The 26,741-nt window shown below is 35.3% G+C and carries 19 protein-coding genes; 9 read left to right on the forward strand and 10 right to left on the reverse strand.

What is annotated here, in order from left to right:
• Positions 1 to 18: 18 nt before the first annotated feature.
• The 6 genes from KMW28_RS15265 to ndk all read left to right on the forward strand — a co-directional run bounded on the left by KMW28_RS15265 (position 19) and on the right by ndk (position 9,421).
• Positions 19 to 1,911 (forward strand): WG repeat-containing protein, encoded by a 1,893-nt coding sequence (locus KMW28_RS15265; protein WP_169662593.1) that lies wholly within the window; start codon positions 19 to 21, stop codon positions 1,909 to 1,911.
• A gap of 174 nt (positions 1,912 to 2,085) precedes the next feature.
• The gene (locus tag KMW28_RS15270) at positions 2,086 to 4,026 is read left to right on the forward strand and encodes a serine protein kinase (RefSeq protein WP_169662594.1); all 1,941 of its coding nucleotides are present in this window, start codon (positions 2,086 to 2,088) and stop codon (positions 4,024 to 4,026) included.
• A gap of 70 nt (positions 4,027 to 4,096) precedes the next feature.
• A complete protein-coding gene (locus tag KMW28_RS15275; protein WP_169662595.1) occupies positions 4,097 to 5,278 on the forward strand; it encodes a YeaH/YhbH family protein in 1,182 nt (393 codons plus the stop codon).
• 38 nt (positions 5,279 to 5,316) lie between these two features.
• Entirely contained in the window at positions 5,317 to 6,717 is a 1,401-nt protein-coding gene (locus KMW28_RS15280; protein WP_169662596.1) for a SpoVR family protein, read from the forward strand.
• Positions 6,718 to 6,902: 185 nt separating this feature from the next.
• Positions 6,903 to 8,687: an ABC transporter ATP-binding protein gene (locus KMW28_RS15285; RefSeq protein WP_169662597.1), complete on the forward strand. Its 1,785-nt coding sequence runs from the start codon at positions 6,903 to 6,905 to the stop codon at positions 8,685 to 8,687.
• A 257-nt stretch (positions 8,688 to 8,944) separates the two neighbouring features.
• Positions 8,945 to 9,421: a nucleoside-diphosphate kinase gene (gene ndk / locus KMW28_RS15290; protein ID WP_169662598.1), complete on the forward strand. Its 477-nt coding sequence runs from the start codon at positions 8,945 to 8,947 to the stop codon at positions 9,419 to 9,421.
• A gap of 125 nt (positions 9,422 to 9,546) precedes the next feature.
• On the opposite strand, the gene KMW28_RS15295 is transcribed toward ndk, so the two are convergent.
• From KMW28_RS15295 to KMW28_RS15320, 6 genes are read right to left on the reverse strand one after another with little or no spacing between them, the layout of a single operon-like run.
• Positions 9,547 to 11,748, reverse strand: coding sequence for a leucine-rich repeat domain-containing protein (locus tag KMW28_RS15295; protein ID WP_169662599.1), 2,202 nt, complete (start codon positions 11,746 to 11,748; stop codon positions 9,547 to 9,549).
• A 16-nt stretch (positions 11,749 to 11,764) separates the two neighbouring features.
• Complete coding sequence (locus KMW28_RS15300; protein ID WP_169662600.1) at positions 11,765 to 13,063, reverse strand: porin; 1,299 nt, start codon at positions 13,061 to 13,063, stop codon at positions 11,765 to 11,767.
• Between the two features lie 12 nt (positions 13,064 to 13,075).
• A complete protein-coding gene (locus KMW28_RS15305) occupies positions 13,076 to 14,629 on the reverse strand; it encodes a M14 family zinc carboxypeptidase (RefSeq protein WP_169662601.1) in 1,554 nt (517 codons plus the stop codon).
• A gap of 12 nt (positions 14,630 to 14,641) precedes the next feature.
• Positions 14,642 to 15,982, reverse strand: a complete 1,341-nt coding sequence (locus KMW28_RS15310; RefSeq protein WP_169662602.1) for a porin — start codon at positions 15,980 to 15,982, stop codon at positions 14,642 to 14,644.
• On the reverse strand, positions 15,982 to 17,352 hold the full coding sequence (gene dcuC, locus KMW28_RS15315) for a C4-dicarboxylate transporter DcuC (RefSeq protein WP_169662603.1): 1,371 nt from the start codon (positions 17,350 to 17,352) through the stop codon (positions 15,982 to 15,984). The genes KMW28_RS15310 and dcuC overlap by 1 nt, the downstream gene beginning before the upstream one ends.
• A gap of 31 nt (positions 17,353 to 17,383) precedes the next feature.
• On the reverse strand, positions 17,384 to 18,433 hold the full coding sequence (locus tag KMW28_RS15320; protein WP_169662604.1) for a hypothetical protein: 1,050 nt from the start codon (positions 18,431 to 18,433) through the stop codon (positions 17,384 to 17,386).
• A gap of 193 nt (positions 18,434 to 18,626) precedes the next feature.
• Here KMW28_RS15320 and KMW28_RS15325 point away from each other — a divergent pair, with 193 nt between their 5' ends.
• Together KMW28_RS15325 and KMW28_RS15330 are read left to right on the forward strand one after the other, a co-directional pair.
• Positions 18,627 to 19,442, forward strand: coding sequence for an alpha/beta fold hydrolase (locus KMW28_RS15325; RefSeq protein ID WP_169662605.1), 816 nt, complete (start codon positions 18,627 to 18,629; stop codon positions 19,440 to 19,442).
• A gap of 183 nt (positions 19,443 to 19,625) precedes the next feature.
• A complete protein-coding gene (locus KMW28_RS15330) occupies positions 19,626 to 19,967 on the forward strand; it encodes a hypothetical protein (protein WP_169662606.1) in 342 nt (113 codons plus the stop codon).
• A gap of 48 nt (positions 19,968 to 20,015) precedes the next feature.
• Here the strand turns inward: KMW28_RS15330 and KMW28_RS15335 are convergent, their stop codons facing one another.
• Positions 20,016 to 20,759 carry a CPBP family intramembrane glutamic endopeptidase gene (locus KMW28_RS15335; protein ID WP_169662607.1) on the reverse strand — a complete coding sequence of 248 codons (744 nt, stop codon included), beginning with the start codon at positions 20,757 to 20,759 and terminating at the stop codon, positions 20,016 to 20,018.
• A gap of 130 nt (positions 20,760 to 20,889) precedes the next feature.
• Between KMW28_RS15335 and KMW28_RS15340 the strand changes: the two genes are divergently transcribed.
• The gene (locus KMW28_RS15340; RefSeq protein WP_066205031.1) at positions 20,890 to 21,330 is read left to right on the forward strand and encodes an acyl-CoA thioesterase; all 441 of its coding nucleotides are present in this window, start codon (positions 20,890 to 20,892) and stop codon (positions 21,328 to 21,330) included.
• A gap of 62 nt (positions 21,331 to 21,392) precedes the next feature.
• Here the strand turns inward: KMW28_RS15340 and KMW28_RS15345 are convergent, their stop codons facing one another.
• From KMW28_RS15345 to KMW28_RS15355, 3 genes are all read right to left on the reverse strand, one after another.
• Positions 21,393 to 22,382, reverse strand: a complete 990-nt coding sequence (locus KMW28_RS15345) for a glycoside hydrolase family 5 protein (protein WP_169662608.1) — start codon at positions 22,380 to 22,382, stop codon at positions 21,393 to 21,395.
• A gap of 76 nt (positions 22,383 to 22,458) precedes the next feature.
• Positions 22,459 to 24,735 (reverse strand): glycoside hydrolase family 3 N-terminal domain-containing protein, encoded by a 2,277-nt coding sequence (locus tag KMW28_RS15350; RefSeq protein ID WP_205958123.1) that lies wholly within the window; start codon positions 24,733 to 24,735, stop codon positions 22,459 to 22,461.
• A 670-nt stretch (positions 24,736 to 25,405) separates the two neighbouring features.
• Positions 25,406 to 26,638 carry an ABC transporter permease gene (locus KMW28_RS15355; RefSeq protein ID WP_169662609.1) on the reverse strand — a complete coding sequence of 411 codons (1,233 nt, stop codon included), beginning with the start codon at positions 26,636 to 26,638 and terminating at the stop codon, positions 25,406 to 25,408.
• Between the last annotated feature and the right edge of the window lie 103 nt (positions 26,639 to 26,741).

The following is a 26,741-nucleotide window of genomic DNA, read 5'->3' on the forward strand; positions in this document are numbered from 1 at the left end:
TTTTCAATTTACCTAATCATGAAACTCACCCTAATAAATTATTTACTTTTATCTTTTTTCACAATATCAATTGCTCAGGCACAAGAAAAATTGATTCCTTTTAAAGAAGGTGATTTATGGGGATATAAAAATCAAAACAAAAAAGTAGTCATATCACCTCAATATCAAGCGGTTCAAACATTTAAGTTTAACACGGCTATTGTTACAGATAAACAAGGAAAGGTAGGTTTGATTAATACTGAAGGGGATTGGGAATTAAAACCTAAATATCAAGAAATCACCAATACGCTAAATGAACAGGTTTTTATTGTTCAAAATCAGAAATCACAAAAAGGAGTTCTTCACCGAGTAGGGAAAGAACTTATACCTTTTGAATACGACAGTATTTTTGTCTTCGACAATAAGAATAATTATATCGTTTGTAAAGACGATAAATACGGCATCTATAACACCGATTTAGAATATTGGAAACTACCGCTTCGTTATTATCAATTAGCTTTTGATGATAATCGAATATTAAGAGTGGTTGAGGATGATCTTATGGGATTTTTAGAACCCGAATCATTTGCTGTTATTAGTACTCCTCAGGTTGTAATGAATAAAACAAGGGGCGGAAAAAAAGTAGTTTCTTTTAATTTTGATCAAGGTAGTGAGGAAACTATAGTTCAAACTTCTGCTGGCTTCAATATTCTAAATAAACATGGTCAATTACTACTTCCAAAAGGAATAAATAAAAAACTAAAGAAAATTGATATTGCCTCATACAATGCAAATGCTTACAAAATTCCTTCAAATGCTAAGTACATAGTAAACGATAATGTCTATTTAAAAACATCGAAAGGTCAATTTGAAGAGAAAGCATTAGAAACCTTTAAGATGTATCAGGTAGATCCAGAAAATCCGAATATAAAAAGGTCAGATAATGGAAAGTACTACCTTATCAACGATGGAAAGAAAGTTTCTAAAGAATACGATAGTCTTTTTGTTTACAGCCATGATTTCTTACAGGGTTGGAATTACAATAAAAAGAAAAATAAATATGACAAGTCCTTAGTCATTGCCGATATCATGGACGAAAATATTGGCAAAGAGGTAGCAGAAGGGTACCAAGCCATGATTTCTTATTCTACATCAGAGGAAACTGATGATTACAATTGGGCAATTATGGTGAGTGCCAATAGCCAACAAGGAATATTTGATTTAGATACGAAAAAATATGTAGTGGATATGGATTACGACCAAATCAATACTCGATATCTAGAAAAATACAATCTACTATTAATAGGAAATAATGAGGATAATTATGCCATTTATGATGTAAGTATCAATAAGCAAGTGACAGATATGAAATATCAACCCATAATTGATTCTTCTACCGAAGACATGGGGTATTTATTATTTCAAAGAAAGGGTAGTCAGAAAGAATCAGTAAAGGTATTAGACTTTTATTCTATCAAAAACAAAAAAATAACAGGTCGTACGATCGATGGCTATCAAATCCGAAAAAGAGCCAAAAAAGGAACTTTAGCTGTTTCTAAAAATACTTATGGATGGGAAACAGATCTTGCTTTTGAAGTGAGTGAGTATGCTCCTCAAAATTATCAATACATTTACTATAAAGATCACGGTAAAGGTAATGTTGGGGTTGGCTTCCTAGACAAAGATTTAAATGTGATTATACCTGCTGATTACGCTTCTATTTCGTTTAGTGGAAGTAAAGATAATTACCTCAAAGTAACTGACTTTGACTTTAATGAAGGGGTGATTGATATGAACGGAAAAACTATTGTAGAATTCGGAAAGTACAAATCGATTGGCTTAGTTTCTGACGGTGTTTTACCGGTAGTAAATTATGACAACCAAGAACAATTTATTGATCTTGATTCCAAAAATCTTACAATAAAAGACTGATCATTAACATTTTAGTTGTTGATATTTTTAGCTTTTATCCGTACATTATAGTAAGCAACTACGAAATAACCCATCGTTAAATTGCGCTAATCATACGAAATCAGTTAAACAAATTAGTGTAACCTTTTATTATTATAGTAAGAGAGATACACACCCATAAAACCATAAACAACTATGAATGCTGCAAATGATCAAAATGAATTTAAGAAGCTCTTTGATGACTTTCGAAAAACCAAGAAAGCCAAAGAAGAGACCTTATCTTTCCTAGATTACCTAGAAGAAGTTCAAAAGAATCCAGAATTGGCAGACCTAGCACATAAGCGTATGTACAAGGCCATCACCCAGTCTGGTTTCTCTACACTCGACACGGAAAAAGATGTCCGTTTGAGAAGAATTTTCGGTCCTCACTCCAAGCTAAAAAGCTACAATTTCTTTAGTGAGGAGTTCTTCGGAATTGAGAAAGTTTTACAGAAACTCGTTCGTTATTTTCACTCTGCATCCTTAAAAGGAGAAGAATCAAGACAAGTTTTATTCCTCGTTGGCCCTGTTGGTGCAGGTAAATCTTCACTAATAGAAAAGTTAAAAAGTGGTTTAGAACAAACCACTCCTTTCTATTTTCTTGAGGGATCTCCTATGAACACCAACCCATTATGTGCTATTCCTCCAGAATTGAGGGAAGAAATGGAAGGCAGATTAGGAGTAGAAATCGAAGGAGAATTAGATCCTGTAACACAACACAAACTGGATCACGATTTTAAAGGCGATTTCACCAAATTTAAAGTGATTAAACGTCATTTCTCTATTCGTAAACGTCAGGGTGTAGGTATGGTTCCTCCTGTGGATCCAAACAACCAAGACACCTCTGTTTTAATTGGTTCCGAAGACATTTCTAAATTAGACCGTTACAGCGAGGACGATCCAAGAGTTCTTACGCTAAATGGAGCTTTTAATGTAGGTAACCGTGGTTTGGTAGAGTTTATTGAGGTATTTAAAAACGAAATCGAATACCTTCATGTAATGCTCACCGCTACTCAAGAAAAACGTATTCCTGCCCCAGGTAAACACGGTATGATTTACTTTGATGGAGTAATATTGGCACACTCTAATGAAGCAGAGTGGAACCGTTTTAAAGCTGACCATACCAATGAAGCCATTTTGGACCGTATTGTAAAAGTAGAAGTTCCTTACGTTCTAGAATTGTCTGAAGAAATCAAGATCTATCAAAAAATTATTGGTAAATCCGATTTCAATGCCCATATCGCACCACACTCTTTAGAGATTGCATCAATGTTTGCCATTCTCACCCGATTAAAGCCTACCAATAAGTGCGATTTATTGACTAAACTGAAATTATATAATGGTGATGAAGTGACTGAAAATGGTCAGTCGAAGCGTATCAATGTAATGGAATTGAAAGAAGAGGTAGAGGATGAAGGAATGAGTGGTATTTCTACTCGTTTCATCATGAAATCTCTTGATAACGCATTATCTGATACTGAAACGAATACCATTCACCCAATTGCTGTTTTAGACGCACTCCAAAACAAGTTGAAAGAGGAACCAATGCCTGGTGATATCAAAGATCATTACATGCATATTCTGAAAGATATTTTGTACAAAGAATATCTCAAAATGCTTGAAGGTGATATCACTAAAGCTTTTGTTCACGCTTACGACGAGCAGGCGGAATCATTATTCCAAAATTATTTAGATCACGTTGAAGCTTATGTCTTAAAACGTAAAGTGACAGGAACGAATAATGAGGAAATGGATCCGGATATCAAATTCTTGGAGTCGATTGAACAACAAATCGGAATTTCTGGTACTGCTGCCGATGGTTTCAGACAAGATGTAATGAGTTATGTGACACATATTCTGCGTAGAAACGGACAGCTACATTATACCAGTTATGAACCATTGAAAGAGGCTATTGAGAAGAAATTAATGGCTTCCGTTAAGGATATCACTCGTATCATCTTGAAAGCTAAAACAAGAGATAATTCACAGAAAAAGAAATACAATGCAATGGTAACCCAAATGATTTCTATGGGTTACAATGAAGAAAGCGTTGAAGCTGTCTTAGGATTTGCTTCAAACAACCTATGGAAAGATTAGCAGCATTAAATAGGTTGTCGAGACAGGGCCTATAGTGCCTTGTCTCTTTCTTATCATAAAAAAATAACACATGGCTATATTTAAAGAATTTAGTAAACAGAAAAGAGACCGTTCTGCTGCCGACCGTCAACGCCATAAAGAATTAGTTAAAGAAAAAATCAAAAAAGGTATTTCAGACGTCATCGCTAATGAATCCATTATTGGTCAGGACAAAGACAAAAAGATTAAAGTTCCCATTCGTGGAATCAAAGAGTTTCGATTTGTCTATGGCAATAATAAAGGAAAAGGTGCAGCGACAGGTACCGGTAAAGAACAAAAAGGTCAAGTAATACAGGATCAACGTGGTCAACCCCAAAAGGGACAAGGCAAAGGGGAAGCAGGCAGTGATCCGGGAGAAGATATTTACGAAACTGAAATCACTTTGGAAGAAGCTATTCAGTTAATGTTTGAAGATCTTGAACTTCCTGATATGGATCAGAAGAAATATTTTCAGACAGATACTGAAGTGATGCGAAAACTTTTAGGTTATCAGAAAAAAGGCATCCGTGCCCGATTATCTAAAAGAAAAACAATGATGAATCGTATCAAAAGGATGAAGGCAAAAGGTTTAGACAGTGCCGCATTATCCGATACGAATGAGTCATTCCCTTTCCATAATGATGATTTAGTATATCGCAGATTGCAAGTGGATACAGAAGAACATTCTAATGCGGTGGTTTTATGTTTGATGGATACCTCAGGCTCCATGGATCAAACGAAAAAATACTTGGCAAGAAGCTTCTATTTCATGTTATATACTTTTCTTCAGACAAGGTACGAAAACACAGAAATCCTCTTTATAGCCCACCACACAGAGGCTAAAGAGGTGACAGAAGACGAATTCTTCCATAAAGGAGAATCGGGTGGTACTATCATTTCTTCGGCTTATATCAAAGCCTTAGAAATTATTGAAGAGCGTTACAACCCTATGCTTTGGAACATCTATGCTTTCCATTGTTCGGACGGAGATAACTTCACATCAGACAATAAAAAAGCAATAGAACATGCCGAAAAGTTGAGTCAGGTTTGTAATCTATTTGGTTATGGTGAGATCAAACCAGATATCGGTTTCTCTTGGTCGACCATGCTGGATGAATACAAAAAGATTGAAGAAGAAAATTTTGTTTCTCTTCGCATGCGGACCAAAGAGTCTGTATGGCCTGCACTAAAGAAGTTTTTAACGAAAGATAAAAGCAATACACTTATGGATTAGTCCTAAGTGTATTGATATCAATAATTAAACATTTTGTGATGGATTGGGTATTAAAAGATTTAGCAGAATGGAACGATAAAATTGAAGAAATTGCACAAGACTTGGGTTTGGATTATTATCCACAAGAATTCGAAGTCTGCGATTACCATGATATGTTAGGGTATCAATCGTATGTAGGTATGCCTTCTCGATATCCACACTGGAGTTTTGGAAAATCTTTCGAAAAGCAAAACACCATGTACAAATTAGGTATGGGTGGTTTAGCTTACGAAATGGTGATTAACTCCAATCCTTGCTTGGCTTATCTAATGATTGATAACCCACTAGCCATGCAAATTTTGGTAATGGCCCATGTTTATGGTCATAATGATTTCTTCAAAAACAACATCAACTTCTCTCATACGAGGGCAGAATTTGCCTTGGAAACATTTAAACTTAATGCTGAGAGAATTCGCTCTTATGTAGAAACTCCTAGTATCGGGTATCAAGGAGTAGAAAAAATACTTGATGCTGCCCATGCTATTAGTTTCCATGTGGATAGAAATCAAAGAATTGTCCGATTATCTGAGGATCAACAAAGACAACAGTATTTTCATCACCTAAATAAAGAAAAGGAGAATTGGGATGATTTAAAAAATGAAGAAAAAGAAGATGATTTCATTCCGGCTTTATCCGAAGATCTTTTACTGTTTATTCTAGAGAATAGTCGCTTCCTTCAAAGTTGGGAAAAAGACATTCTTAGAATCGTAAGAGAAGAAACACTTTATTTCCTTCCACAGATGGAAACAAAAATTATGAATGAAGGATGGGCTAGTTTTTGGCATTACACCATTTTACATAAGCTGAACCTCCCTCCTGCGATGCATGTTGACTTTATCCGTTCCCATAATCAAGTAATAAGACCACATGTGGGAGGTTTAAATCCTTATCATATTGGTTTTCATTTGATGCAACATTTGGCTGGTACGAAGAACTCATTTGAAGAAGGTATCAATCCTCAAATTTTTGATATTAGAACAATAGATAGAGATTCATCATTCTTAAGAAGATTCCTTACTCAGGATCTCATGGAAGAACTCGGTCTTTTTGAATATGAACAAAATAACGGAAAAGTATCTGTTTCGAATGTATCTAATGACTTTAAAGGGTGGAAAGAAGTGAGAGATACTTTGATTAAGCAAGTGGGTACAGGAAGTATTCCGATTATTAAAGTAAAAGGAGTTTCTCCACTTTCCAACGCCTTATTATTGGTTCATGAATTTGACGGCAGAGAATTAGAACTTGGATATGTAAGTAAAACCATGGAACATATCTCTACCTTATGGTCTCAATTCCCTGTACATTTGGAAACACAAGTCGAAAATCAAGAAGTGACTTGTATCTACGAAAAAGGGAACTTTAGAGTAGAGAGTAACTCCGAAGAAAAAGAAAGTGCCTAAAGAAATTTTTAAATACGACCGCTTTTAGATTCATTTACTTGAGCATATTTGATAAATAAATACGTCAAATATGCTCTTATTTTATACATTAACGTTTTCGTCATCAAAAAATATGAGTTAAGTCATAAAAAAATCGTTCTTTTGCAGTTCGAACAAATAAAATAGTTTTGGGGATTTTTAGAAATATGTCGCGCAAAGACACAGGAGAGAAAAAAGCAGCACGTTTAGATAAGAAGGGAATAAAAAAACTAAGAAGCATCTTTAGGTTTATGCTTCCTTACAAAGGAACATTTACTGTAGGTATTATTAGTTTATTTTTTTCAAGTACAGTTCTACTGGCATTGCCTCGTTTAACAGGTGAACTTCTTGATACTGCTTTAGGGAATAGTACAATACCTTATTTAGAAAATCTAACACAAGTAGGGTTAGCATTAATGGCTGTACTTGTACTTCAAAGTATTTTTTCTTTCGCTAGAGTTTATTTCTTCGCGATTGTAAACGAAAATGCAATGGCTGATTTGAGAAGAGCTTTATATGAGAAATTCATGTCTCTTCCAATGTCCTTTTATGATAAAAATAGATCTGGAGAACTTTTCAGTAGAATTACATCTGATGTAGCCGTATTACAAGATACGTTTTCTACTACTTTAGCAGAATTATTTCGTCAGGTAGCAACATTAGTTTTGGGTATCATCATATTATTTACATTGAACTTTAAGTTGACAATGTTTATGATGTTGACTTTTCCTATTCTAATTATTGCTGCAATTATCTTTGGTAAATTCATTAGAAAATTATCAAAAGGAACACAAGATGCTTTAGCAGATACTAATATTATTGTTGAAGAAACGCTTCAGTCAATTGCTACTGTAAAGACATTCGCAAACGAGCATTTTGAAGTTACAAGATATGCTAACAATTTATTTAATGTAATTAAAATTGCTTTAAAGGCTGCAACATATAAAGGAGCTTTTATTTCATTCATCATTACTGTATTAATGGGTGGAATTATTGGTGTTCTTTGGTACGGCACATACATGGTTTCAACAGAAGAAATCACTGTAGGTAACCTAATTTCGTTTGTGTTGTATACCATGTTTATCGGAGGTTCTATCGGCGGATTAGGTGATATCTATGGTAACATCCAAAAAGCTGTTGGCGCTACAGACCGTGTGGAAGAAATCTTAAATGCTGAATCAGAACATCAAATTGATAAAGAAAACGTTCCTAGATTACAAGGAAACATTTCATTCAAAAATGTAATTTTCTCTTACCCTACCCGTAAGGAAATTGAAGTATTGAAAGGTGTTGATCTAGAAATCAATCAAGGAGAAAGAGTTGCACTTGTAGGTAAATCAGGTGGTGGTAAATCTACAATCGCTCAGCTTTTACAACGTTTCTATGCTATTGACTCAGGTGATATTTTAATCGATGGTAAATCAACTCAAGATTACAACTTGATTGGTTACCGTAAACATGTAGGGGTAGTACCTCAAGAAGTACTTTTATTTGGTGGAAGCATTGAAGAGAACATCAAATATGGTAATCCTGAAGCTTCAAAAGAAGAAGTGATAGACGCCGCTAGAAAAGCCAATGCATTAGAATTTATCGAATCGTTCCCAGAAGGATTTGATACACTTGTTGGTGAAAGAGGTGTAAAACTATCAGGTGGCCAACGTCAGCGTATTGCAATTGCAAGAGCTATTTTAAAAGACCCTGCCATCCTAATTCTAGATGAAGCGACTTCTGCTTTGGATATCGAATCGGAAAAATTAGTACAAGATGCTTTAGAAACTCTGATGGAAGGTAGAACAAGCTTAATTATCGCTCACCGTCTATCTACTATTAGAAATGCTGATAAAATTGCGGTTTTAGAAAGTGGTAAAATCAAAGAAATTGGTAAGCATGATGAGTTAATGCAAAATGAATCAGGTGCTTACAATAAATTGATTCAACTTCAAGAGTTCTAATCAAGCTAAAACTCATAAATCAAAAAAGGATGAAAATTACTATAAGGTGTTTTCATCCTTTTTTTTATACTCTTAAAAAAGTGGAAAAGTAGCATAAAGAGATCGTTTTTTACTTGTTAAATCTACAAGTAATCGATATGTTTGTTTACGATTTAAGTGGATAACACAACTACTATAATCAGAAAAACACATTTTTTAGTTGAGATGATTCTCTTCTTTGAAGCTCAACACCAAATAAAACAATAAACACAAGCAAAATGGACAGTTACGCCCCAAAAAAAGGTACTTTTACATTCACCATGATCAAGCCAGGTGAAGAAAACCAAGAAAATATCGGTGAAATCCTAACAATGATTACTGAAGCTGGATTCCGTATCCAAGCAATGAAGATGATCAGATTAAGAACAAAACAAGCAGAGATTTTCTACCGTCACCTTTCAGATAAACCATTCTTTGGTGATGTGGTAAAATATATGACTTCTGGTCCTGTTGTAGCAGCTGTCCTTGAAAAAGATAACGCAGTTGTAGATTATAGAAAATTAATCGGTGCTACTAATCCTGAAGAAGCTAAGGAAGGAACTATTCGTAAGCGTTTTGCTAAATCTACAGATAGAAACGTGGTTCACGGTTCTGACTCTGATGATAACGCAGCTGCTGAAGCATCATTCTTCTTCTCAATGGCTGACAGATATAACAAGACGGGACACTGTTTCTTTGGATGGGGACAAGAGTAGGTTTTTAGGTAGCAGGTAGCAGGTAGCAGGTAGCAATTTGTTATTTAGTGCTTTTGCCTAGAAGAAAAAAGGCTGATGAGTTTTGAGATTCATCAGCCTTTTTGTGTTTATATTATTAAAGAATCTTAGTTTGTCACATTCCTTCCTTGCGATTCTGTACTTAAAGTAGCCCAAATATGAGCAGGAATTGTAAACGTTGCTTCTGTTCCTGCAGGATTACTTTGTACGTCAAGATCTACCAAAACTGAGCCTGAACCTGAACCCCACCAAGTAATATCTCCATCGTCTAATTGATTACGATAAAGATAAATATCTTCCAACTTGCTATTATTCGATAAATCAATTGTCTGAATCCCTCCTCCATTTGACCAAGCACTACCTGAGTTGGTATGACGTACTCTTAGTACTTTTAATTCAGTATTGTTAGATAGGTTCAAATTATCAATTTTACCTTGCTCAGCTATAAAATATTCCAAATTTGTAAGAGAAGATAAATCCACTGTAGAAAGATTTGTTTTATCCATTGCTAAGGAATCCAAACTAGATGGTAAAGTTAGTGTCGTTATCGCACTAAATCCTGATGCAGTATTAATATTCAGAGCAGTTAATGATGTTGCCCAACTTAAATTTAGAGTAACAATATCATTATCGTTTAAATACAGCCTTTGCACATTCGAATAGTTACTTAATTCGGAGACATCGACTAAAGAACTAGTACCTAAATCAAGAAGTAAGACTTGTTCCGCTTCGCTTGGTATAACATATATTTTGGTAACACCTCCATCCAAACCAGAAGATGCATAACCACCAGCTAATAATGCTGCTCCCAAAGCTGTATCATTAATAATAACTGCTCCTGGAGGAATTCCACCCGATACTTCTTCCTGAATATTTCTGGCTTTAGAATCATCATCTAATGTGGCATATATATCAGATGGAATAGTAAATGTAAATTCACCACCCTCAGTTGGATTACTTCTTAAATCTAAAGATGTTAATGCTGAACCAGATGACCACCAAGTAATGCCGCTATCGTCAACAATTCCGTTTCTGAAAATATTGATTGTTTCTAAGCTACTATTGTTTGAAAAATCAATTGATGTTAGACCATTTCCTGATTCCCAATCTGTTTTATCATGTCGAATATTAATGTAAACTAAATTCGTAGAAGCGGATACATTTAAACTATTAATATATCCCGACTCAGCATGGAAATAAGTTAGTGCAGTAGCTGAAGAAAGATCTACAGTTCTTAAACCTGTTTTACGAATACTTAAACTATCAATGCTACTACTCAATATCAAGTTTTCCATAACACTAACACCGGAAGTATTATGGTCTGCATTTAAATAGGTCAAATTAGTATTAGAAGACACGTCTAATGTGTCCAAACTATTGTCAGAAATATCTAATCTTTCTAGGGCAGTAAAATATGATAATTCACTTGTCTTGATAATTCCATTATCCGAAACATCCAAAAACGTAATCATATTCACGCTATCGGGGATAATATAGTACTCGCCCGTAGAGATAGGCCCTCCACCATAGCCTTGTTCCTTCAATGCTCTACCAAAGTTATCATCTTGCACAACAATGGCTCCATCAGGAAGTTCTACTGATGGTTCTTGTCTAGCTACTCCTTCTCTAACTGATAATTGATCATAAATCAAAGAATCAATGGTAATTGGTGTTCCAGTATTATCAGGTACTCTGATTTCATCTAAGGCTGTATTTTGAGAAACATCTAGTTCATTCAATAAATGATTTTCCAATTCCAGAACAACAAGCTTTGTATTTTTAGTCAAGTTAATTGATGAAATTTTTGAGCTTGCTGGAGCAGAACTACTATTCGATCCTTGATACTCTAACTGTTCAAGGTTGATCAAAGAATCTATTTTTAGGGTATCTAGCCAATTAAAGTTCATGTAGATCTCTCTTAGGTTGGTATTGTTTGAGAAATCCAATGAAGTAAATTCATTCGATGTCAATCGGAAAGTTTCTAAACCTGTAAAGTATTTTAACTCCTCAAAAGCGGTCAGTTTTATAGGCGATAAAATATCTCCATTAGCCGCAGAACTGTTTTTGGCAATGTCTAAGTCTTTCACTCTCGCCACTTCATTTGGAATGATGTAATAGACCGTATCTGTACCATTCACTTCCCTGTGACCATAATTTAAGGCGTATAAATCAAATCCAAGTACAGGATTATCGTAAAGGTAAATCTTCTGACCTCCATCGGAGTTATTATCTTCCCCTACCTGACTTTTACATCCCCATATACTTAAACTGATAAAGGTGATGATGATATATTTTAAATTCTTTTTCATTGTACTCACCATTAAATTAGAAGATGACTTGTGCAACGAACTTCACTTCCACTCTATCGTTGCTATTGTTAGAATTGTCTACCGGGTTTACCATGTCTTTTCCATCGATAAACGAACCCATGGCCTGTAATTTCAACGCATCCCTTTTGATATACTTCGATACACCAAATGTGTACCAATCTTCCTTTTGTAAGAGGCTGGCCGAATACTCTTCGTATTCCGGTAAAAGACTAGAATATCTAGCAGATACTCCCCATCCTGTTTCGAATAAATAACCCAATTGAGTATTAAAAGCTGAGCCCAAAATATATTTAGAACTCACCTCCTCTCCAGTAAATCGAATTACCGCTTGAGGTGAAGAATAGATGTCCTTATTTGATCTTGCAAAGGCATTTACATAATCTGCAGAAAAAGAAATACCATTGTATTTCAGTAATAGATCCACATAAAACTTACCATAGTTAGGATACTTTTCTTTTCCGGCTTCATCATATAATATAAACTCTCCGTGCCCATCTCCTGTTCTATGAGATGCTCCAACATTATAACTAAATGTTCCTGCAACGGATAGTTTTACCGATTCTTCCCTTTCAAAATCAGCAAAGTAAAGCTGACCGTCTTTTCCAGAGAATTCTCCTAATGGAAGAACTTCTACACGACCTCCGTATTTAAAACCTCCTTTATCTACATCTATGGAGTTGTTACCAAAAGAGTTCATTCCATCTCCAGAGGTTATGGCTACGGATGGATTGATCACTACGCTTCCAACATCAAATGATGATTCGAAGAACAAACCAAACTCACGACCATTGGTAGCGAAAGTATTGGATAAAGCACTTCTGTCAACCATCGATAAACGAGATTCATTAATTGCATATTCTCTTCCGTTGGTGAAGGTTAATTTCTGACCAAAAGACAACTTCATTCGATCATTAAAATGATAAGCAGCCCATGCTTCATATAGAGTAAATGAATTCACAAAATCAGCCTCAATAAAGAAACTCACCTTTTCCTGAACTGCGACTCCTTCTAGATTAATACGGGCTGCATTGATAAATAAAGCATTCGTTGCTGTAGAATCCATGTTCGGTAAATCGTAGGTGTAAGAGGGCCTCAACATGCCACTAATTTTAAAGGAATAATCGCCTTGATTCATATTGAGGTTCAATCCGTTTCCTAAAACAAAAGTAGAGGTATTTGTATTTTCCAAAAGATCGACATCATCGGTCTGATCCTGATCAATTTCCTGAGCAAATAATATGGTAGGTAACAACCACATTAATGCGAAGAATCCTATGTTTTTAAAATTTTTCATTGTTGTCACTATCTATATTTTTTGCTTTTTGATATATCTATAAACAGGTAATTCACTTCCTTCTTTAAAATCACCATCGATGACCCTGAAGGTGAAAAATGAATTATCATTTTCAGGTTCCAAAGCAGAAACTACCACATTAGAAGTGGATTGATCCATGTAAACAATGAACGATCCTTTGGGAATCACCTTAGACTCTTTCACCGTTTTAGCTTTGGTTTTCCTTAAATAAATCTTCTCCCAAACAGCCACAGAAACATGGGTCGATTTTACCTGATAGGCTTCTACATCAATTGTTTTTTGCTGATTGAGTTGAATCACTTCTACTCCCAAAGTCTTCAACTTTTCAACAGCCACTGTCTCCGTAGGCATCAAGATATAAGCATAAGGTCTTACCCGAGTTTTTGATGCCTTCATCTGCAAACCGTCCGTCATGACCACCTCTATTTCTTTTTTAGATTCGGTTGCCAGATCAATACAAGTGTATTTCGTTTTTATCACTTTCTTGTCTTGCTTAATAACTGCCTCCTCTTCTTGTGAAATAGTCGATTTATCCGCTTTAGCGATCGCAGCACGAATTTGATCTCCATTTTCATAGGCTGTTTTCAAATACGACATCCCTGCCAAATAAGTGGTTTCCACTCTACGTTTAAAAGAGATCCTTTTCAAATTGACCCCTCTAATTTCCATCAATACAGAAAGACAATTACTTAATGCGTAATTGGTAGAAGTGGAACGTGGGCTAGAACCTCCTTGATTAAAATGAATATGTCCATTTTTCATTTTTGTTGATGAATAATCAGAGACATTTCTATCATTGGCTATTAAAGCCTCTTTCGCATTTTTCACTAGCAGATCTTTGGTTACTTCTCGAATTGTTGAATTCACATTAAGGTTATTCGAATACAAGAAAAAAGCATCGTAATACGTCGTTATTCCTTTTTCTCCAAAGTGATTAAAATGTGCTCGGTAGGGATTGTACTCATGAAAATCAATGGCTACTTGTGGACCAAATTCAGAAAAAGCCGTTCTGATATGGTTGGTTTCTGGAGCGGCTAGCTTGATAAAATCACGATTTAAATCCAAACCATTAGCAGAAACTCGTATCATGTTATTATAACCATCGGCATTGGCCATAGGCAAAACAGTGATGTCTAATTTATCCAACAAGTATTCGTATTGAGGATCCTTCAATAAACTGTAAAGAATAAACATGACACCTTCAGAACTTGCAGGTTCATTGCCATGCAATCCTCCTTGAAGCCAAACTTTTATTTTCTCTGATGATGATGGTTTATTGATATGCACTCTGATAATCTCTTTACCTCTTTGAGATTCTCCTATCCCATCGATCTTTACATATTCTTTCCCCTCAGCTATTTGATGTACAAACCTTACCATTTCTTTGTACTTGGTAAAGCCTTTCCATTCTGCTTTCTGAAAAGCTGGAGTTGGTATATCTATGGTTGCATCAGGGAAGAACTTCTCCTCCATTTTTCTGGTCTGCCCAAGACTATTGTAAACAGTCAGTAGGGAAGAAATCGCTATAATTATAATTTTCTTCATGATATTAACTGTTTAAAAAGATACTTGGAACATTAACCTACCCATCATTTCTGCATCAGCTCCATGTGCCTCTCCATCACTTCCTTTAGTACCTTCCAATGCATTCACGTAGGTCATTGATAATTGTACCTTGGCGGCATCTTTAAAGAGAAACTTAGAGAATCCGAGAGTATAATATTTATCTCGGTTATAGAACTGCTCGTTATTAAGGAAAGAGTTATTATCTGGATCGAGATAAGTAAACCGGCCATCGATGGAATACCCAGCTTTAAATAAATACCCAGCTTGAATATTATAACCACGACCCACCATCATTCTTCCGGCAATGTAATCGACGATGGTTGCATTGTTTAAACCATCTTCCGATCGAAGATTTGCTGTTGTACCATTCGATCTTACTCTATAAAATATCTCTGGTGAATTCACTCTAGCATAGGCCCAATTGAATTCTCCCAAAACTGTCCATCCTTGATATTTAAACATAAAATCAGCTCCTAACTTACCATAATCAGGTAGCGTTTCTGTCTGCTGATCACTTCCTAAATACACTAAATCTCCCCCTTTTCTACCACGACGGCTACTAATTCCAACGTTATAAGAATAAGCAACTCCAAAGATCAGCTTAGGAGTTAATTGTCTTGCGTGATCTACCTCAGAGTATTCACCCATTGATCGGAATAACCCAAAAGGAAGAAAATCGATTCGGCCTCCGTACTTTAAACCTCCATAGTTTCTAAAGTTATTCTGACCTTCACCAGATGCGATCATTGCACCGGGCTTCACCCACCAACTTCCTACTTGATAACGCCCTTCGATAAAAAGACCAAAATCTCTAACTGCCGCAAATGCAGAAGTCACTCTCGATCGCTCTACAAACTGAAGTGCATCAGAAGATATTCTCATCTCCCTATTGTCTGTCATTGTCGAACGTTGACCGAATGTGAATTTTAAATTCTTATTGAGGTGATAAGTGATAAATGCATCCAAGAGTGTTCCTGAATAAAGATCATCTCCATCTTCATTATTTGGAACCGCAAAGTCCGTTCTTATACGGTAACTGAATTTCTCTTTGGCCAATTTACCTTCGATATCCAAACGAGCACGACGAACACGAAAACGCGATTCCATATCGTCCCAATTACTCGTGGTTCGGAACTCAGCAGTAGATTGTACGTAACTTCTGATTTTCATAAAATACGCTCCGCCTTTTCCTTGGAAGCGTAATCCCCTCCCTAATTCATAATCTTGTATATGGAAAGGAGGATCAGAAGAAGCTTCCTCTTGAGCATAAAGCGAATGCCCCATACTACTCAAAGCCAGAATACTGATTAAGGTGATAATAGTCTTTCTCATTAGAAGACGGTTTTTAGGACAAACATGGAAACAAGACCTGTTATTAAAGGGATCAAGTTTCGTTTAGCGAGATCAAAAGATGATATACCAGCAAGGTCTGAGGTAGCAATGATAACACCCGCAATAGGTGATGTAGCACGCCCCATACTAGAGGCCAATTGCATGGATAGGATCATCCCGATTTTATCACCTCCAAGTTGAGCAGCAATGTTTGGTACCAACGGACCAAAGGAGAAAAAAGAAGCGTTACCACTTCCCATCAACATAGAAGCGAAGAAGATCATGACAGTCATTAGGATTGTTACTCCGAAAAAGCTTAGTCCAAGACTTTGAGAAGCCGAAACCAAGTGATCGATAAAACCTAATGAAATTAGACCTTTGGAGAACATTTGGGCACAAACGATTAATGTTACCACGCTGGCAAACACTTTACCCATACCTTCCCAGAATATTTTCATAGAACCCAATACGTTTTTCACATCTCTTTTACGAACCACTTCGAAGATCATTCCTGTCACTGTACAGATCAACATGGCCGTGGTAGTATCTAATGTTATTGGAGGATCAAATAGCTCAAATGTAGGTGTGAATATCATTAAGAGTACCAAGGGCATAACGGGTAAGAAAGCGTAGTACAATGGTGCATCTACAGTAAACTCATCTGCATCATCCAATGGCACTTCATCTTGTAAACCTTGCTTCTTATCGTAATATCTATTCACGAAGTAATAAGTAATCATCAATACCACAGTTAAAGGAACAGTCAGTGGTAATTGATGTTGAAGGAAGTATTGCACCGCTTCTAAACCTACTTGATGAGACGCTTGTGCTGTGTTTGCAGAGGCGGGTCCCATATCGAAAACTGTGCAAGCCGTAATTACCGATACAGCAGATACTTTACTTATTCCCAATCGTACCAACACTGGATATATAGAAGCCATTAAAAGCAGTCCTAATCCGGTAGCGGAAGGTGTACACATAAACAAAAATTGTCCGATGGGTATCACACAAACAGCGGCTAGGTAAGGAAATTTCCGCATATATTTTAGCGGTTTTGTACTCACATAAACCAAAGCATCTGATGCTCCAATATGTCTCATGTAAGCCACAAATCCACCGATGGTCATAATCATAAGACCTACCTTAGCTCCCTTGTCAGCCAAAACTTCTTTTATCATGGCAAAGAGATCGAAGAAGGCTAATCCCGTACTTTTATTCATTTCTGGAAGTCCTAATCCCATAAAGAGGGCGACGACCATCATTAACAAACCGCTACTTAACAAGACGGCCTGAGGGTTATATTTATTGGTAAGTAAATACGCTACAGTAGCGATAACTACCAAAGTAACAATGACACTAATGATTGTCATATTATTTATTTATTGAAGAGTGAAGTATTATTTAAATATTATTCGAAAGCCAATTCATAAATTCCACAGACCTATAAATGCCAGCAGCATTATGGTCTATTCCTTTCACTTCGAATAAGTTGTGATTATTTCCTGGGTATTGATCATCATAAAATCTTTGCATATACAAAGCCCTTTTATGTCGGCTATTTTCTGATGTATTCGTAATGGATGATCCTCCCCCCTGCCAATTGGCCGAACAACTTTCATCCGAGTTATCCAAATCCTCCGTACCGGTAGCATACGTCACTAATCGTTTGATGTCGTTATTGACGATCTCTGTCGAATCTAAATCAGAACGATAATCTGTAAACGATTGAATGTTTGATAACCCGTAATGGTAATTGTTATATTCCGGACAATCTGATGCAACTGGAGTGATGAATCCCTCATCAGCATCAGAATAACGCTGATTGTTGATGTACAAATAAGAAGAAGGGTTACTGACCATATACTTAAAGGTGATATCGGCATACTGTTCTTCTAAATTGTTCAAAGCGGCATAACGTTGAGAAAACTGTCCTCCTGCTGAATGTCCTGATAATAAAACGGTTTTGAGGTTGGGAAATTTTCCATCAAGAACATACTCTTTTAAGAATTGCTCATACAACAAAAAGGAACTTTGACCGTCATCAGAATTCTGACCGATACGCCAAACAGCTCCTGTCCACTTAATGTTGTTATCAGCAGAATTGTTACTGAAAAAAGGAGCCACGACCAATGTTCTACTAATTGCCCCAACATCATACACAGAATTGAACATGCTTTGAAACTGATTCTGATAATCGTAGCCTAAACCATGTACTACAACAGTTACAGAAGTAACTTGACTAATAGGTGTTGAGTCATTTAAATCGATCGAAGTGAAGAAAGTAGTCGTTCTATTAAACTGATCTCCATCTAGTTTTACCTTAGTATACGTTTCCAAAGTGGTTCCATCAGATACTACGTAGGATGGAGGAACTTCAGGTTCATATTGACAGGATGTAAATGCTAGAGAAATAGTGAATAGAAAGTAAGTAAATTCATATTTAATTTTCATGATAATTCATGCAATGGGCTTTTTATTTAATTTATTGGGTATAATTCTATTTTTCCTAGCTCCTAAAATAGTGTATTTTTGGTATTTTTCACATTATCAGCTTTATAATATTTGATTTTCTTTAATAATGTTAAATGATTAAATTGTAGAAACAGCTTAAATAATGACCATCAACACTAAATATTGACTTTAAATGGAAGATGTATTTGCTCAACGACCCAAAAAGACTGGCCAAGGCTATATTGAAAGAGAAGGAGAAAGAATATTTTACGAAAGTACCGGAGAAGGAGAAGCTATAGTCTTTGGTCATGGACTCGGTGGTAGTCATGCTATCTTTTTCCAACAAGTACCCGAATTGGCTAAATCATATAGAGTTATCACCTTCGATCAAAGAGGCTTTGGTAATTCAAGTAATCATAATGAAATGCATTCACCCCATGCAGCTGCAGAAGATATGAAAGCTATTTTAGACCACCTTGGAGTTGCAAAAGCACATTTAGTAGGGCAATCTATGGGAGGTTGGTGTATGCTTGATTTTGGAATGAATTACCCTGATAGAACACTTAGTATTGTTTTTAGTAACTCCCTTGCGGGTATATATCAAGAGGATATCAAACACTTTTATGATATCCCAGCCCCTAGACCTCCTGTGACTTCCCTTCCTTTAGGAAAACATTTCGGATTAGCTGATACTTTCTATGAACGAAAGCCTGAAATCGCTTTTCTATATCTACAAATTGGTACAATGTGTCCTAAACCACCTGCCAATATGAGGAACTTAATTCGAGAAACATTCTTTACGGTAGATCAGGTAAACGAATTGAATAAAAAAGTACCCATGCTTTTTATTACAGGTTCAGAAGACATAACTTTCCCTCCTCAGCAAATTGAGAAATTACATCAGTTGATTACTGCATCGAAGTTTAAAGTATTTCAGGGAACAGCACATTCTCCTTATTATGAATTGCCAGAAGAATACAATGAAGTAATTAAGCAGTTTTGTCAATAGTATAATTCTTGGTTAAGGATAAAAAACGAAACCTATTGAATCAAATGTTTTTATACAATTTCAAGAAGTTCTTTTCTTATTATAGTAAGAATACAATTTCACTAAGAAAATAACTCCTGCAATGTTATATTGATTGATGCATCTCAATTTGTAACTCAAGTATTATCAACAGCTATTCAAAAAATGGTGAATTCGATTACTAAAAAATTTATAAGACCTAACCTTATCTACAAAAATGATCAAAGAGTAGATTTAACCTTTGCTATTTTCGATTTAAAAAGTCATCAACTTATTGATGGAAGTGAAAAATTTAAATCTTTATTTCAATACAAAGAAGATGACAATGTCCATCTTAATGACCTTTTTTTAGATGAAAAATATCAACCACTATCAGTAGATTTTTTCATCGAAAAGGTAAACCTAAATGTACGTGCCTATACAAAAAGTGAAAACGGGCATTATCATAAATTGATTTTCAATTCAAAGTGTTCTGAGACAAAAATCCATATTTCATTTGTTCTTTAATATTTAGTATTAAATCCAAAAACACACATATTATTGATGTTCACTCTTTTATAACAAATAAAAGATGCAATAAGTCATGCCTAAATTAAAACCGGAATGACATAACACTGCTCCCCAAATAGATTGGATCTTCATTTTATAATAGAAAAATAAACGGCTAACAACGTACATTCCTGCTACCCAAAGTAAGCAAGGGAGTAAATAAAAATCCCATTGATTATTGATAAACACTAGACCAAAGTGAGAAATATGGGTAATCGCAAAGGCAAGGCTATCAATCATAGATGCTTTTTGATCTCCTAATGAAGCCGCAAAACTCTCGTGTATCAACCCTCTAAATAAAAACTCTTCTCCAATAGGACTAAATATCATTCCCGTTATTGCCATTATAAAAAACATAATAAGCTTCTGATCTGCAGGCATCCCCTCTTGAATATTATACGACTTACCTATGTAGACATACCAATTTTGGTAGCTATCACTATAAAGTAAAATACCAACAACATACAATAAAAGACTAAATGAAACACCAATTATTAAAGCCAGCATCAACCAATTATAATTTTGAGGAAGTTGTAGACCAATATGTTTCCTTCCAGCTTTATTTAAAAATAAAAATGGAGTGATCGCGTAGATAGTCATCACTAAACCAATAAATTGATAGCTTGAAGTTTGATTAGCGTGTAATACCAAAAGGAATCTTGGAAAACAGAAAATACCAATAAGTATGCAACCTGTTTTAACATCAAATGATAGCTTTTTCTGCCAAAATGAATGTAATAGTTCTTGCATAGTTTAATTTTATAATTTAATAGTTTGTTTTTGCATACTTCAGAAATCGTAAATATATTATATTTTTCTCCATTCAAATTATCAACTGATAGACAACCCTAGTAAATTGCGAACCTATTTATTATCAGTTATGGAAGAAAGAATAAGGAAAACAATCACTAGACAATTTAAGGCCATATTTCCAAATACGCTAAACGCAAACAACACTTTATTTGGTGGAGAAGCGATGAAGTGGATGGACGAAGTGGCTTATATTACTGCTACACGATTTACTAGACAAAAAATGTTTACGCTTAAAACAGAAGATGTAAAGTTTCTGAAAGCTGTAACTCCAGATACAATTGTTGAAGTAGTAGGAAAAGTTGAAAAGGCAGATCCTATTAAACTAAGAGTTATACTGGAAATTTATGCTGAAGACATGTACGCTGATACTCGTGAAAAAGTGATGGAAAGCGTCTTCATTTTCGTGGCATTAAACGATAACAATAAGCCTGTAAGAATTGATTACAGTCGTTTTGAAAAAGAAAAAGAAGTGGAATTAGATTTGGCTTTGGAAAATCGAGCGAATTAATCTGACCCTTTAGATAAATCAAAAAGTCATTCACATATAAAAGTGTGAATGACTTTTTTTTGTTACTTCTCTATTGTATTGTATTCCAACATTATCTTTCTGACAAAAGTACCTGAAGGAGTTAATTCCTTCCATCCTCCTTTATTTGATGCTCCCGGTAATAATGCCGATGCACCCTCCGCTTTATCATTAATAGACCAATTGCAATGGGAGATATTATTTTGTTTCATCCACTTTATCCATGCATTTGTCTCTTCGTAATCTACTTTGCCATCTCCATTTGCATTTACAGCTCCCCACTCTGTGACAAACAATGCAATTCCTTTCTTTAAAGCCTCATCAGCTTTGTTTCTTAATTTTTGACCATGACTGCCCGCATAAAAATGTAAAGTGTAGGCAATGTTCGATTGATCAATAGGATCCTTTGCTGCATCATCCACATCTTGAGACCAAGTTGGTGTACCCACAATTATGATATTATCAGGATCGTGTTTGCGTATAGCAGAAATAATAGATTCCGCATAGGGCTTAATATCTTTACTCCACGAAACTTGAAGTGGTTCATTATAGATCTCATACAACACATTGGGTAAATGTCCGTATTTCTTCGCCATCTCTTCGAAAAAAGAAGCCGCTTTATCCCAATCCGTCTCGTGTGCATGATGAGAATGCCAATCAATAATCACATACATATCATTCTCGACTGCTGCATTAATGATCAACTCGACTCTTTCTTTATTACTTTTTTCATCTGTAAAATACCCACCTTTATCTTCTATTCCCATTGCTGCCCGAATAATTCTAGCATCCCAATCTTTATTTAACCAACTGACAACTTCTTTAGTGTAATATTTTGCTCCTCCCCAACCATTATTCGACCAAAATAAACTGGCTCCGGCAAAACTGATATTTTCACCATTCTGATTGATAATTTTATTTCCTTCAACTTGTAATAATCCATGACTACTCACCTGTGCTTTAAGTTGAAATGAGAATAAGATAAGTAATACATTTAGGATTCTGAAAGATAAAATTAGGTTGAATTGTTTCATATAACTGATTTAAAAATTAGTCGTTGAAAAAAGTCCTTATCAATGTAAATCAAATGATAAGGACCTTTTAATTGTTTTACATGGCTTGTTTGCCTATTCGAATAGTCATTTGATTTTTTGTTGTAGAATTCGATCCCACAAAAATATCAATTTCTCCCTCTTCAACATCAAATACTCCTTCGTTATCGTAGTATTTAAAATCATCATAAGCTAATTCAAATTGAATCATTTTACTCTCCTTAGGAGCCAATGTCACTTTCTCAAAACGTTTCAACTGTCTTACCGGTCGAGTAATTCTTCCAAAACGATCTCTGATATACAATTGTACTACTTCTGTGGTTTCACGAACTCCAATATTTGTCACCCTTATCTGAACAGTAAGTGTCTGATTTTCCTGCAATGATGCCATTGATGTTGAGTATTTATCATATTTCACTTCGCTGTAAGATAAACCATAACCGAAAGGATATAATGGAGTGTATCCTACATCTAAATAGTGTGATTCATTCCCTAAACTACTTTGCCACGCCCCAACAGGGATATCATCAATTCCTACAAATTTTTCAGGATCAGCCGGACGACCAGTATTCTTATGATTATAGAAATAAGGCAACTGACCCGCTGCTTTTGGCCAACTCACAGGTAATCTTCCAGATGGTTCCGCTTTACCATAAAGGATTTCTTCTAAAGCAGGACCGCCCATTGTTCCAGGGTGCCACATCATTAAAACAGCATCTAATTGATCAACATATTCAGTGATATTGATAGGTCTACCTGCCATGATCACCATAACGACCGGTTTATTTAGCTTCAATAATTTTTGCAGTAATTCCTCTTGTGCTCCTGGCAATTTGATGTTCGCTCTCGAATGTGCTTCTCCAGATAGAATTGCTTCCTCTCCACCTACAAATACAATCACATCCGACTTCTTTGCTGCAGCAACAACTTTATTAAATTGCTTGTTACTCTTATCTCTACTATGGGTTAAGCCCTCTTCAAAAACAGCACTCTCCATCGCTTCTCTTGGCGTAACACTTGGTTCTTCTTCACCATCAAATGCCCAAGTTCCTAGTTGCTCTTTCCCTTTATCTGCAAGCGGACCTGTCAACAATATCTTTTTATTCGCTTTTAAAGGTAAAATACCTTCATTCTTCAATAAAACAGAACTTTCTATAGCCGCATTTTTTGCCAATTGAAGATTTTCTTCAGCATACATTTTTTTCCCTGGGTGATCATTAGGAATGTAAGGTTGATCAAAAAGTCCCAATCGGAATTTGATTCGAAGGATATTCTTCACATAAAAATCAAGTTGACTTTCTGCCACTTTACCTTCTTTAATTAATTCGATGAAATGTTTATCATAAGCTTCAGAAGTCATCTCCATATCCAATCCCGCATTCGCTGATAATTTAGCAGCTTCTTTTTCATTTTCAGCGAAACCATGAGGAATCATCTCGGTAATCGAATTCCAATCAGAAACAACGAACCCATCAAATTGATATTCTCCCCTTAATATATCGGTAAGAATTTTCTTATTTCCTGAAGCAGGCACACCATTGATTTCGTTAAATGACGACATAAACGTTGCAGCATTATTTTCTACAGCCGTTTTGAAGGGTGGTAAATAGGTATTGTACATTTGCTCATTACTAATAATAGCAGTATTGTAATCTCTACCACCTATTGCAGCACCATAACCTAAATAGTGTTTAGCACAAGCAGCCATTTTTGTGGGGTCAGACAAATCATCACCTTGGAATCCATTAATATAGGCAGCACTCATTACTTGGCCCAAGTAAGGATCTTCACCAGGAGATTCTGCAATTCGTCCCCAACGTGAATCTTGACTAATATCCAACATAGGAGCAAAAGTCCATCGAATACCCATTGCACTAGCTTCTAAAGCAGCTACTCGGCTACCTTCTTTAGCCACCTCTGGATTCCAGCTAGCTGCTTGACCTAAGGGAATAGGAAAAAGGGTTTTGAACCCATGAATTACATCTCTCGCAAAAATTAATGGAATACCGTGTTTGCTTTCTTCTACGGCTGCTTTTTGAAGGGTACGGATATCGGCTGTATCCTCAATGTTAAGAAAAGCACCAATTTCTCCGTTTCGAACTTGCTGAATAAGTTCTTTAGACAAACCATCTTTGTCTCTACTACTGCCTCCTCTTAGTGCCAATTGACCTACTTTTTCTTCCAAGGTCATCTGATCTACTATTGCATTAATCTTAGATTCAATCTCGTCCTTATCATTAGCTACTTGTGTACTTGATAAGCCACAGGCAGAAAATAAAAAGGTAATTAATAAATAAGGAAGGAAGTTTCCCGTTGTTGTATTCTTAAAACTCATTTCTAAATTTTATTGTTAGTGAAAATTAATTCATAGAAAAACACGATTCACTTTTGGTGATTCATGAAAGAGTTTTTGAATAAACTACAGGGATTAGCTTAGTTCAAAAGATATGTAAGTAGTAGTTGAACACAAATTAAGGAAAAAAATAAAGTTTTTGAAATCATATCATGATATTCTTTCCAATATCAAACTGTTTAAAAAGTAGTGAAAGAGAAAGCAAATAAAATAAGTCATCTAATAATTTTCAGCTTAACATATCCCACATTAATTGTTGTCTTACAAAATACTTTATCCATTTTTAGGAATATTCAAACAGAAATTTGCATCGTACTAATGTAGCTAATTCACACTGTGTTAATATGATTAAAGATCAAAAAAACCTCTTATTGAAATATTTGAACCATTAAAAAAAGTATCTAATTTCGATGCAGCAAAACGAAAAACTAATAAGAATAACCACAGAAACTTTTAAAATATCACCTGTTATAATGTTTAACTTACTATTACCTTTTACTTCCTTTAAATCAAATAGTACCTACTTCTTAGTACTATAAAAAAATCAGCTTACAGATTAAATCTCATTGTACAAAAGACATAATGATACTAGACTATCATTGATTCTTTCCCAACCTCATCATCTATTCTGTAGTTGATGAGGTTTTATATTTTATTCAAATCTTAATGATTCAATTGGGTCAAGTTTAGAGGCTTTGTTAGCAGGGTAAAATCCAGAAGTTACACCAACAAACACACAGACAATAATGGAAATAAATAACCAAATCCATGGGAAAATAAAACTTTCTGACCCCATAAATGAGGACAGTACATTTCCTATTAACGCACCAATAAATACACCTAAAAATCCACCTAAAAGACAGATAAATATCGCTTCAATAAGGAATTGCTGACGAATAGCATTGGTTGTTGCTCCTAATGATTTTCTAATACCAATTTCCCTAGTTCTTTCTGTTACAGATACCATCATAATATTCATCAAGCCAATTGATGCACCTAATAAGGTAACAATGGCTATCACTAAACCACCCCATCTTAAGTTGGTTGTCATGGCATCAAATTCTGCACTCAAAGAGTCTCTTTTTGTTATTTCAAAAGAATCAGGTTTACCTAATTGGTCTTTTCTAATCACCCTCAAAATACCTCGAGCTTCTGATATCGCATAATCCACCCCTCGAGGGTCTGTGGTACTTACTACTGCTTTATAATAGAGAGTCTGACCTGTCGCAAATTTGTTGGCATTATTTAAAGGGATAAATACTTTTCTATCGGCACTACCTCCACCAATACCACCTTTTTCCTCTACCACTCCTATAACTAGGTATTTCTTGCCTTTAAAACCGATGGTTTTATTGATGGGATCTTCATTTTTTTCAAATAGGTTATCAAAAACTTCTTTGGTAATGATGGCTACATTTTGTCCTTGTAATAGTTCTACCGAAGTGAAAGATCTACCATCTTTCATTTTGTACCCGTTATTTTTTAGGTACATATCATCAATACCTGTCACATTATAATTTGGTGTTGTCTTTTTGGACAATCTTTTGATTTCTAAGGATTGTCCAACTGTCACCTCTAAACTTACTTTGCCTTCTACAGGTAATAACTGTTTGAATTTTTTCATTTCTTGATAAGAAATGACGTTTTTCTTCGCTAATTTCTTACCAAAAGCACCTCGTCTTCTTGTAAGATCAGTTACATCAAAATTATTTACTCCTAGATCAGACATACCAGAGTTAATTGACTCACTTACAGCATCAATAGCTGTCATAATCCCTACTAACGAGGTGATACCGATAGTAATCATTGCTGCCGTTAAGATCGTTCTTAATTTGTTGGCTTTGACTGAAGAGTAAGCTTCGAAGAAGTATGTTAAAAATTGCATTGTTTATGAAAAATATTTCTTCAAATAATCCTATATGTAATTTTAATTTTCTCCATAAATGAAAAATAAATTACATCGTAATAAATTGAAGAATTCTAAGGGT

The sequence above is a fragment of the Flammeovirga yaeyamensis genome (assembly GCF_018736045.1).
Taxonomy (GTDB): domain Bacteria; phylum Bacteroidota; class Bacteroidia; order Cytophagales; family Flammeovirgaceae; genus Flammeovirga; species Flammeovirga yaeyamensis.